Annotated in this window: 4 protein-coding genes; 1 reads left to right on the plus strand and 3 read right to left on the minus strand. The window is 59.3% G+C overall.

The window, feature by feature from the left end:
* Window positions 1-238 precede the first annotated feature (238 nt).
* On the plus strand, window positions 239-4,936 hold the full coding sequence (locus KGA82_RS11745; RefSeq protein WP_223450418.1) for a dermonecrotic toxin domain-containing protein: 4,698 nt from the start codon (window positions 239-241) through the stop codon (window positions 4,934-4,936).
* 64 nt (window positions 4,937-5,000) lie between these two features.
* On the opposite strand, the gene KGA82_RS11750 is transcribed toward KGA82_RS11745, so the two are convergent.
* The 3 genes from KGA82_RS11750 to pepN all read right to left on the minus strand — a co-directional run bounded on the left by KGA82_RS11750 (window position 5,001) and on the right by pepN (window position 12,362).
* A complete protein-coding gene (locus KGA82_RS11750) occupies window positions 5,001-7,385 on the minus strand; it encodes an efflux RND transporter permease subunit (protein ID WP_008042857.1) in 2,385 nt (794 codons plus the stop codon).
* 28 nt (window positions 7,386-7,413) lie between these two features.
* The gene (locus KGA82_RS11755; protein WP_008030080.1) at window positions 7,414-8,487 is read right to left on the minus strand and encodes a WD40/YVTN/BNR-like repeat-containing protein; all 1,074 of its coding nucleotides are present in this window, start codon (window positions 8,485-8,487) and stop codon (window positions 7,414-7,416) included.
* 1,217 nt (window positions 8,488-9,704) lie between these two features.
* Window positions 9,705-12,362: an aminopeptidase N gene (gene pepN / locus KGA82_RS11760; RefSeq protein WP_223450419.1), complete on the minus strand. Its 2,658-nt coding sequence runs from the start codon at window positions 12,360-12,362 to the stop codon at window positions 9,705-9,707.
* Window positions 12,363-12,368: the final 6 nt, after the last annotated feature.

The following is a 12,368-nucleotide window of genomic DNA, read 5'->3' on the forward strand; positions in this document are numbered from 1 at the left end:
GATGGTGTGTCAGTCGACATCGTAGTGGCTGACACACCATCGCCAGCAAGCCGGCTCCTACAGGGGTTACGTTGATCTTCTGAGATAACAAAGCCGCAACTCTGGTTGCGGCTTTTTCGTTTCTGGCCTGAACGCAGGCCTTAGCCTATCGCCTCGCCCAATGTGCGGTACCCGGCTACCGCACATCCCTTTCGATTCGGTTTTACGTTGAGGAACCACACATGCAAAGGATTGCATCATGCCCACACCTGCATCACCACCCGCCGCCGCAAGCGACACCGACATCATCGTGCGGGCGGTTCACACCCGATTCAATACCCGACCGACTTTACGCTCGCAAACCGCCCGCCTGCTCAAAGACGGCATTCTGGAAAAATACCCGCAACTGGCGTTCGACCCTGAGCGAACCAAAATTGCCCAACCGATCCCGGATGGCGCCTGGCGGTTGACGCTGCTTCTGGACGTGGTACTCGACTACCTGGCCAGCGGCGCATTCCCCGATCTCAGCGAGCAATACGGTCGCAGCTGTTTTTTGACAAACCGTGCCCCCGCGCAACTTACCGTCGACAACACGACATCGCGACTGCCCGACCTGCAAGTGATTGCGCAAGTCATCCGTGAATTACCCGACATTTTCTACATCGGCGCTCAGGAATCATTGACGACCTGCTGGAATGAACAGGACGAAACCGGCGTCAGCCGCTGGCAATGGTTGGGGAACCTGCTCGCCGGCGTGTTGAAAACATCCGCAACGCGCCTCGCGGCAAGTGATGCCGAGCAGGCCGGGATTCTATTGGAGCTGGCCCGCCAACCCGACAACCGCGAACGCCTTCTGCGTCCTTGGGCCAAAGGTGCAATTGAAGCCTGCACGCTTCAAGTCACGCTGAGCAGAGGCGACATGTCGTTCACACTACAGGCGCCGGATATCCTGGTGATTTGCGGCGAGACCCATTTGTTGTGCAGCGTGACCGGCAACATCGAATCGTTCCCGTCCCTGCAAGCCTTCGGTGCCGCGTGGGGCGCGCGGTTTCAGCAAGACTTCACGGCGGACTCCATCACCTGGAAACGTTTTGCTCCGGACGGCAACATCTTTGATACCCAGGCAGCTCTGCTGCTGAACCGGCAACTGGAAGATTTGCAGTCGCTCAAACTGCCCGCACGCCAAAGCCTGGCTGACCTTGAAAAGCGTTTCGACGCGATCACCGATGTCGCCGCACTGTTTATCGGCAGCGACAACCACCCAACGCACCTTCACGCCCTACAGACAACGATTCCCGAGTGGTTGCAAGGCGCCAGCGCCACAGAGCGCATGGCCTGGCGTAAACACACGTTGTCGATGGCCAGTGTCAAACAGCAAACACAGGGGCGCTCGTTGCCCGACGACGTCGTTGACCTTCGCACATTCGCCAGAAATGCGCTGCATGAGCAAATGCTCAAAGACCAGCCCTTGGCGCCCGGCTACAAGTCCGATGAACTGGAACTGACCTTTCACGTGCCTGTCGGCGACTTGGGCAGCGGCTACCTCGAACCCGTCAAAATGTCCCTGACCGACCTGGCGATCAACAACCTGGCAGGCAAACCCAAGGGCCGGATGACCCTTCGCCACACCGAAAACCAGTTGATTCAAGACTGGACCACCGAGGCCTATTTGCTGGATCTGGTGAGCCGCGTTGATGTCGGAAAACATTACCCCGAGTACATCGAGGCGCAGTTGCTTGGCAACAGTCCCGAGGCCAATGAGCGACTGCGACTCTTCGGCCTGGAACTGAGCCTGCATTTACCGCTGCGTGCCCTTGAGCATTCGATCAAAGGTGAGCATGGCTTCACCTTCCTGGGCTATCGATATGTCGATGCAGTGTTCCAGCCGCTGGCCGCCGAGCGCATTGTCGAGGAGCAGTCCGTCGTCATCAGGCCATTGGCGTTTCAACGCAAGGCCGTGGCCTCGTGTGATGTGGTCAGCAACATGTTCATCATCGAGCCGAAAGACCTGAGCGCAGTCAGCCCGCATATTCTATACCGACCTCTGTACTCAGAACCCCTGCACCAATACCCCAGCCGTCAGGACTTGCTGAGGGCCATTGCGCAAACCGGCCCGTTGCAAACCAGTGTGCTGACCTGGCTGCCGGATCGCGCACGGCCGATCTACGACAACAACGGCTTCACCGAACCGCACATTGTCCACTTCCATGCAGGGGACGAATTCACACTGCCTGAAAAGCCCCAACCGGCGATTCTGGCCGGCGACGAAGCGGTTGGTGACTGGCTCACCGCGCTGGAAGAAGGTCGATTGCTGGCCAGTCTGTTCGTCAGCAATGCACGCACACTGATCGATCTGGCGGATCGGCAATCGGTGTCGAATGCCGAGAGCCGCTGGGCGATCATCCTTGAGGGTGGCTGGCTGGTGTTCAACAACCTGATTCTGCCGTTGTTGCGCGGCCCTGCCATGGTGGTGGGCTGGATGCTGCAAATCGCCCACAGCCTGATCACCGATCTGCCAGCGCTGGACAGTGATGACCCGAAGGCGCGGAATCAGGCATGGATCGATGTGCTGTTGAACATTGGCCTGTTGGTTCTGCATGTCGCTCGAGAGGAAGCAGCCCCGGCACTTTCCGACAGCGCAGCGACGACAGTTCCGGATGCCCTCGCCTCCTTGCGCCGTCCTGCGCAGACATTTTCATGGCCCGCCGAATCGACTATTACCCAGGACACTGCGGGCCTGCCCTCCGAGCCGCCGGGCAGTGGCAAGACCCTGCTCGACTTCAACCAGTCGAGCGCGCGCGATTCGGCAACCGCCCAACTGTTCAACACGTTACGGGAGGTTCAAGTGCCATGGCCGACACCTCTGCCAGAGCCCGTTAGCACCGGCGTGTTCAAAGGTTTGTACCGGATCGGCAATCTTTGGCACGCCACCGTCGCCGGCCTGCTGTTTCGCGTGAGTATCGTGCCTGGGTTCGGCGAGGTGTATCTGATACATCCGGAGCACCCGGATCATCCCGGCATCAAGCTCAAGACCAATGGAGCGGGCCACTGGACTCTGGACCAAGGGTTGAAACTGGTTGGCGGCGGGCGCAATTCGAGGATCAGCGCCCAACGTGAAATGACGCAACAACGCATCAGCCTGCTGGAACTCAATCGTCAGGAATTCGTGGATCAGCAAGTGCGGGTGCAGAAGCGCGTCGACATCGCCGAAAACCTGATGCAGCTGAAAAGGAACGACGCCGCCAGTACAGAGCTCGATCGCGCCACCTACAGGCAACGGTTCGTTGATGAGCTGGACAAACAGACCGAAAGCTACGCTACGCTGCTGGCCGAGAAACGGGAATTGGCCGAGTTGACCAAATCCGATCCCGATCCTGTGCAGTTGTGCAACCTGTCGGAAAACATCATCAACAATGCCCGCAAACGGATCGTCATTGCTGACTGGGAGCGCGAGGCTGTCAATCAAACGTATGCGGACTTGAGAAATGGCGTCGGGCATTTGCATGACGCGTTGATCCGCGAAGGCGACGTGGTACTGGATCGCTATTTTGAGTTCATGCGCAAAACCTCAGAAATCAACGAGTCCTTGATCAAGTTTCTAGATCAGGTAGACAGCCGACTGCAGGAACTCAAGCAGATCCCTCGCCTGGGCATCGAGTACTGGAAACGACTGACCGGCAACAGGCCCGAAGATGAAATAACGGCACTGCGCGTCAAGTGCTATCAGCTGAGTGTCTTGCGCCTGCTCAGTCTCAAGGCCCTCGGAAGCAGCACCATGGGTGTGCTCGAACACACCCTCAGCCCTTTGCTGCTACTGTCACGCTCGCATGCCGAACTGCAAACGGAACACAGCTACACCAACAGCGACCGGACCGCCGTTCTGGAGAACCTGGTCGATCAGTACAACAAGGCACAGGACGGCCTTGAGGCGATAGGCATTTTCAGCACAGATGAACTGCAGGTACACCCCTTCAATCGACTGCGCGAGCTCATTGACCAACTGCGTATCGACGCCGAACGCCGTCTGGCGGAAGCGCTTCAACTGTTGCCGCAACCGGAGGAGCCTTCAACATCAGCTTCCGGCCCCAAGCCGCCGGTGAAGCGTCCCTATTCATGGTCCAGTCGCAAGCGGGTGATCAAAACCGCTAAAGGCACATTAATCGGCGATCTTCGACAACGGGTCGCTCACCAGGAAGGAGACATTGTCGACATCAACCATCCGTTCGAAGAAAGGCCACTGGCTTCGTTCCACGAGCACGAGCCCAATGTCTGGGTAGAAATCGTCGATGCCAGGCCCGCAGCGACCAAGGCAACGCGCCCCTATCAGCAGCTCAAGGGCGATGCCCGCAAGGCGTTGGCCGATGTCGATAAAAACGTGCAGAAGATCGAGGGTTACGCGCAGCGCGCCAGTTCTCCCAAGGAAATCGAAGAGCAATTGCAACGCGAGGCACAAAAGCTGAGCGGGTACGCCGATGGGCTGGAACAGCACGAAAGTCCTCCGGCCAACCGCGAAACAGACGTTTCGCTGATCAGCGGACTCCGCGACAAAGCGCACGTCCTCGAGACCAAGGCCACCGAACTTCGCACCCGCATGACACTCGCTCGACCGCCCAGTAGCGAGGGGGTGGAGTATCTGTTGCGGCGCAATGAAATTTTTGCGCGAATCAATGGCCACCGGGTTCAGCTGAAAACCGGGCGGCGTGACTTCATGCAAGAGTACGCTTTGTTGAATAAAGACAATCAACCCTGGTGGTACGGGCATTTTCACTATGCCAACGCGGATGATGCCAAGGCTGACTACACCCAGGCGCATCTGAAAACCAGGGAGCAACGCTTCGAAACCTACGAATCGGCCATGGCCAAGGCCAAGGATCCGAAGCAAAAAATCGATATTCATCACGGAATCATCAGCAAGGAACTGGCGAACAGCGATTTTCTACCACTGCAACCCCTCTGAGTTTTCCAATCACCCATAAAAAAGCCGCAACCCAAGGTTGCGGCTTTTTGGTTTTGCCTGAGGTTTAGTGAGCAAACAACGAGTTGCCCTTCTGCCCCGCCAGCTTCTCCGGTTTGATCAGGAACCGCGCCAGCGCCGGCAGCAGCCACAACGCGCCGAACATGTTCCAGAGCAGCATGAAGGTCAGCATCAGGCCCATGTCGGCCTGGAACTTGATGGCCGAGAAGATCCAGGTGCACACGCCGATCGCCAGGCACAGGCCGGTGAACAATACGGCTTTACCGGTGGACTTCAGCGTCTGGTAGTACGCCTCTTGCAACGGCAGACCGGCACGCAGGAAACTTTCCAGGCGGCTGTAGATGTAGATGCCGTAGTCCACGCCAATCCCCACGCCCAATGCCACCACCGGCAAGGTCGCGACTTTGACGCCAATGCCCATGAAAGCCATCAGCGCGTTGCCGAGTACCGACGTCAGCACCAGTGGCAACACGATGCACAAGGTCGCCGCCCAGGAACGGAAGGTGATCATGCACATGGTCGCGACGCAGATATAGACGAGGATCAGGATGGTCAGCTCGGATTCCTTGATCACTTCGTTGGTGGCCGCCTCGATGCCGGCGTTACCCGCCGCGAGGATGAACTCCAGGCCTTCCTTGTTGTTTTCCTTGGCGAAGTCCTGCACCGCATGCACTGCGCGATCCAGGGTGGCAGCCTTGTGATCGTTGAGGAACACCAGCACCGGCGCCAGGGAGCAACTGTTGTTGTAGAGGCCGTCAGCGCGGGCGATGGAGTTGTTCAGCACGTCCGGGTTGCGCGACAGGGTTTCCCATTTCAGGTTGCCCTCGTTCATGCCCTTGATCATCTGCTTGGACACGGTCACCAGCGAGATCGCTGACTGCACGCCCTCGGTGTTCTGCATCTTCCACATCAGTTCGTCGATGGGCGCCATTGCTTCATAGCGCGAGCAACCTTCGGACTTGGTCTTGACCATCACCACCAACACGTCGGAACTGGTGGAGTAGTTGCTGATGATGAAGTTGTTGTCCTTGTTGTAACGCGAATCCGGACGCAGCTCTGGAGCACCTTGGTCGAGGTCGCCGATTTTCAGGTTCTGGCTGTACCAGAGGCCGCCACCGAAGGCCAACAGGGCCAACACGATCGATACCGGGGCAACTTTCGGGCTGGCGAAGTTGGACAGCAGGCGCCAGAACGGGTGTTCGCGGTGCGCGTCTTTCTTGCTGCGCTCGACGGCGCGCTTGCTGATGCCGACGTAGGAAATCGCCACCGGCAGCAGGATCAGGTTGGTGAACACGATCACCGCCACACCGATGGATGCGCCGATGGCCAGTTCGCGAATCACGCCGATGTCGATGATCAGCAATGTGATGAAGCCCACCGCATCCGCAAGGATCGCGATCATCCCCGGCAGGAACAATTGGCGGAAGGTGCGCCGCGCCGCAGTCAACGCGTTGTCGGCCTCACTGGACTGCAAGGCGATACCGTTGATCTTTTGCACGCCGTGGGAAATACCGATGGCGAAGATCAGGAACGGCACCAGCATCGAGTACGGATCCAGCCCGAAGCCGAAGAAGTGCATCAGGCCGAGCTGCCAGATCACCGCCACCAGCGTCGTGCTCAACACCGCCACGGTGCTGCGCATGCAGTTGGTGAACCAGTACAACAGAATCAGGGTGATGACGAAGGCGACACCGAAGAACATCACCACCATCACCAGGCCATCGATCAGGTCGCCGACTTTCTTGGCGAAACCGACGATGTGGATCTGCACGTTGGGGTTCTGTTTCTCGTACTTGTCGCGGATCTTTTCTTCCAGTTCGTGGGAGAACTTGCGGTAGTCCAGGGCCAGCAACTTGCCTTGGTCCTGCGGGTCCGGGTAGGACTCCAGCAGCGGGATATCGACGATGCTCGACTTGAAGTCGTTGGACACCAGGCGCCCGACCTGACCGGACTTGAGCACGTTGTTGCGCAACAAATCGAGGCTTTGCTGGGAGCCGTTGTAGCTCTGCGGGATCACTTCACCCCCGGCGAAGCCCTCCTCCGTCACCTCGGTCCAGCGTACGCTCGGGCTCCACAGCGACTTGAGGCCGGAACGGTCGACGCCGGAGATGTAGAACACCTCGTCGTTGATCTGACGCAGGGTCTCCATGTACTCCTTGGAGAAGATGTCGCCGTCGGTGGCTTCAACCGAAATGCGAACGGTGTTGCCCAGGTTCGCCAGGTCGTTGCGGTGCTCCATCATCTTTTGAATGAACGGATGCTCGAGCGGGATCATCTTTTCGAAACTGGTGGACGGCCGAATCAGCGTCGCTTGCCAGAACAGGAAAATGCTCACCAACAGACAGATCACGATCACTGCCGGGCGGTTGTTGAAAATCAGGCGTTCAAGAAACGTCGCCTTGTCTTGGTGATGGCTGCTCAAGGATGTCATAGACCCGCCTTCTTATTATTTGCCCGGCTCATTTGGACGACCCGTTTTTTCCATTCTCTGCACCGGCGCCGGTTGGCGAGGTGACGCGAACGCCGCCCTGTCCTGCCAGAACCAGATTGCCGTCGCCCGCCGCAGTGACCGCCGAAACGGAAATGCGATCCGGACGGTTGAATACGCTGAAGGTTTCGCCGTTGTCGTTGCTGCGGATCACCGAGCCGCCGTTGCCGACGATCACGATGGAACCGTCGTCGAGCAAGGTCGCACCGGACAGACCGAACTCCAGCGCGCCACGGGTGGCTTTCAACTCGACCGGCTCCCAGGTGGTGCCGAAATCGGTGGAGCGGAACAGGTTGCCCCGCAGCCCGTAAGCCAGCAGCGTGTTGGCCTCGGCAGTGCCGATCACGCCGAACAACGAGCCTTCATAGGGGCCTTCGAGTTTTTCCCAGGTCTGCCCCCAGTCGGAGGAACGGAACATGCTGCCCTGCTCACCGACGATGAACAGCCCGGCATCCTTGATCGCTGCAATGGCGTTGAGGTGGTACTGGTCTTCGTTGTCCAGGCGATCGCTGGCGTCTTCCCAGGTCTTGCCGCCGTCGGTGGTGGCCACCAACGCGCCGTAAGCGCCCACGGCAAAGCCGTTGCTGGCGTCCTGGAACCAGACGTCGAGCAGCGGCGATTCGCGTTTCAGGTCTTCATATTGTTTGGTCCAGGTGACGCCGCCGTCCTCGCTCGCGAGGATCTGCGCGTCATGCCCGACGGCCCAGCCGTGCTTGTCGTCGACAAAATAGACCGAGGTCAGCAGTGCCCGGGTCGGCACCTTGGCCTGGGTCCAGGTCGCGCCCTGGTCATCGGAATACAGGATGTGCCCGCGATCCCCGACGGCCACCAGGCGCTTGCCGGCGTGCACGACGTCGAGCATCAGGCTTTTGCTGGCTTTGGCGGATTCAACGGAATAGACAACGTCGGTGGCTGGCGCCGCATTGGCCAGCGCAGGTGCCGACAACACGGCACAGCCCAACAGCGAGAGCGCTGTAGCCAGCAATGCGAATTTGCGCAGTGCCGGCGGGCGGCAGATACCCACACCCATGACAGGCTCACTCATAGACCTTCCCCCATTATTATTGTTAGGTCGTTCAACCTTTCAGGGCGCCGTAAGGGGTGCTCATCGGGATTGGATGGTTAGGAGCATAGTCCTGAAACCCGCAATCCAGAGCCCCTTCGGAAGCTGGCTTATCCTATCGGGGTTTGGAAAGGTCTGACAATCGACGCCACGTTATCTTTTGTTAACCTGGGGGGGATGGGGTTTTTCTGAATGTTGGGGTATCAGGTGGGGTGATTTGGGGTTCGGGGTTGGTGGTGTACATATCCATTTCTGCAGTAACGGCCTCTATTGGTTCCGCTCTTACAGCGGGTCACTTGGAGAAGCGCCAAGTAACCAAGCGCTCTTGCCCCTTTCGTTCGGTGCCTCGCTGTGGCTCGGCATGCCCTCGCTCCGGTCCTGCTCCGTGGGCCCGCCGCCATCGGCCATCCATGGCCGGGGGCGGCTAACCCGGCATCCATGCCGGGTTGCCCACTGCGCAGAACCTGCGCTCGGCCTCTCGAGGGGGCGCTCAGATCAAAAGCGGAAGGCGAGCTAACGCTCGGCCTGATGAGTGGTGAAAAGCAAAAGCGTATGGGGTTCCCTGTAGGAGCCGGCTTGCCGGCGAAAACGTCTGGGCGACGCGTTCATACAGGCAGCACGCGTTATCGTTGGCGTCCATCGCCAGCAAGCTGGCTCCTACAATTTTGAATCGTGTGAACCCGATCCCGTGTAGGAGCCGGCTTGCTGGCGATGGCGGTGGGTCAGCGACACATGTATCGCCTGAACGGACGCTATCGCCAGCAAGCCGGCTCCTACAGGGGGATGCGTACGATCAAAGAGCCACGTCGGCTGGCAGGCCGCCTCGCTTTTGCTTTGCTTTGGTTTTTGATTTTGATCTGCCCCGTCGGGAGGCCGAGTGGAGGTTCTGCGCAGTGGGCACCGCGGCAAGGATGCCGCGGTAGCCGCCCCCGGCCATGGATGGCCGATGGCGGCGGGCCCACGGAGCAGGACCGGAGCGAGGGAACCCTGAGCCTAGGCGAAGGGCCGTACGTCAGGGGCAAAGCCTTTTGCTTACTTTTCGCTGGGCCGGCACTCCGGCGTCTGGAAAAGTGAGTCGCTGTAAGAGCGAAACCGCCAGCCGCCGTTACCGCAGCAATGGATATGTACACCATCAAAAAACGCGCCCGACACACAGCCTTCGCGGGCAAGCCTCGCTCCTACAGGATCCAAAGCCAGACTCAGGCCAGGCTTTTGCTGACCACTTCAAACACATCGCTGGACAGTTGACCCGAAGCACGAATCCGCTCCAGCTCCCCTTTCATCAACGCCTGACGAGCATCGTCGTATTTGCGCCAGCGCGTCAGCGGCGCCAGTTGGCGAGAGGCAATCTGCGGGTTGAACCCGTTCAGTTCGATGACCAGATCCGCCAGGAAACGATACCCCGAACCATCCGCCGCATGGAAGTTGATCAGGTTCTGCCCGGCAAACGCACCGACCAGCGCCCGCACCTTGTTCGGGTTCTTGATGTTGAACGCCGGATGCTGCATCAACTGACGCACACGCTCCAGCCCGCCCGGCAACGTGCTGCCTGCCTGAACGCTGAACCATTGATCCATGACCAGCGGATTGTCCTTGAAGTGCTCGGCAAAACCGGCCAGCGCCAGGGCTTTTTCTTCTTCGAACGGCGAATTCACCAACACCGCCAATGCCGTCAGGCGCTCGGTCATGTTGTCGCTGGTCTCGAACTGCTCAAGCGTCGCCGCCATTACTTGCGATTGACCACTGAGCATCAGGTACGACAGCGCAATGTTCTGCAAGGCGCGACGGGCAAAGTGCTCGGCTTCGGCAATGTACGGGGTTTGTTTCGACAGAACGCGGTTGGCCTGGTAACGCGACCACAACGCATCGAACAAACCGTCTGCCAACGCCTTGCGGGCAAACTCGCGAGCGATGTGGATGGCATCGACGTCAGCCACTTCGCTGATCTCGGTCAGATACGCCTCACCCGGTAGCGAGAGCATTTCGGCGACCATTGCCTGATCCAGCGACTCGTCCGACAGCACGGTACGCAAGGCCGAAATCAGGCGCTGATCCAGCACCAGCTTCTCGCCCTTCTGCTGCTGGGCGATCAGCTCTTGCAGCACTTGCACCGACAATTGCTGACCGGCATCCCAGCGGTTGAAACCGTCGCTGTCGTGCTGCATCAGGAACATCAGTTGGTCGCGGTTGTACGGGAAGCTCAGTTTCACCGGCGCCGAGAAGCCACGCAGCAACGAAGGCAGCGGTTGCTCAGCGATATCGACGAAGGTGAAGGTCTGTTCGGCTTCGGTCACCGAAATGACGCGCGAGGTGCCCTGGGCGCTGGCTTCGCCGGACAGGCGCAAGGCAACAGGCGCGCCTTTGGAATCCAGCAGGCCCAATTCAACCGGGATCACGAGCGGCAGTTTTTCAACCTTGTCCGGGGTCGCCGGGCAGCTTTGACGGAACGTCAGGCTGTAGGTTTTCGCTGCTGCGTCGTAGGACTCGCTCACCGCCAGACGCGGCGTGCCAGCCTGGCTGTACCAGCGTTTGAACTGGGTCAGGTCGACACCGTTGGCATCTTCCATGGCCTTGATGAAGTCATCGCAGGTCACGGCCTGGCCGTCATGGCGCTCGAAATACAGGTCGCTGCCTTTACGGAAACCGTCGGCGCCGAGCAAGGTGTGGATCATGCCGACCACTTCCGAACCCTTTTCGTACACGGTCAGGGTGTAGAAGTTGGAAATCTCGATGAAGCTGTCCGGGCGCACGGCGTGGGCCATGGGACCTGCGTCTTCGGCGAACTGATGAGTGCGCAGGTAAGCCACGTCCTGGATGCGCTTCACGGTGGCCGAGTTCATGTCGGCGGAGAAACCGGAATCGCGGAACACGGTGAAGCCTTCCTTCAGCGACAACTGGAACCAGTCGCGGCAGGTCACGCGGTTGCCCGACCAGTTGTGGAAGTATTCGTGGGCGACGATCGCTTCGACACGCTGGTGCGCGGCGTCGGTCGCGGTTTCGGCGCGAGCCAGCACGGCGCTGGAGTTGAAGATGTTGAGGCCCTTGTTCTCCATGGCGCCCATGTTGAAGTCGTTGACCGCAACGATCATGAAGATGTCCAGGTCGTATTCACGACCGTAGACTTCTTCGTCCCAGCGCATGGATTTCTTCAGGCTGTTCATGGCGTGCTGGCACTTGTCGATGTTTTCCGGCTCGACGTAGATGCGCAGCGCCACGTTGCGCTCGGTCATGGTGGTGAAGGTGTCTTCGACGCACCACAAATCACCGGCCACCAATGCGAACAGGTACGCCGGTTTCTTGAACGGGTCTTCCCAGGTCGCCCAATGGCGGCCGTCTTCGCCAGGACCGCTGGCAATCGGGTTGCCGTTGGACAGCAGCACCGGGTAGCTGTGCTGTTCCGCGACGACCGTGGTGGTGAACGTGCTCATCACGTCCGGGCGGTCGAGGTAATAGGTGATCTTGCGGAAGCCTTCGGCCTCGCACTGGGTGCAGAACATCGTGCCGGACTTGTACAGGCCTTCCAGCGCGGTGTTGGTTTCCGGGTGAATGCGTACGCTGGTGTCGACCGTGAAGCTGGTGCTGGTCGGATGCAGCGTCAGGTGGTTCTCGGTCAACTGATAGTCGGCAGCCGTCAGTTCGCGGTCGGCCAGGGTCACCGACAGCAGATCGAGTTGCTGACCGTCCAGCACCAGCGGCGGCAGGCCCGGGCCACGCTCAGGGTTGCGGCGCATCACCAGTTGCGCATGGACCAGGCTGTGGTCCTCGAACAACTCGAAGGTCAGGTGCGTCTCGTCGATCAGGTACTCAGGCGCCTGATAGTCTTTCAAATAGATCATCTTCGGTTGTTCGGTGCGCATGCTGGA

It is taken from the genome of Pseudomonas sp. BF-RE-22 (genome assembly GCF_019956155.1).
GTDB classification, from domain to species: Bacteria; Pseudomonadota; Gammaproteobacteria; order Pseudomonadales; family Pseudomonadaceae; genus Aquipseudomonas; species Aquipseudomonas migulae.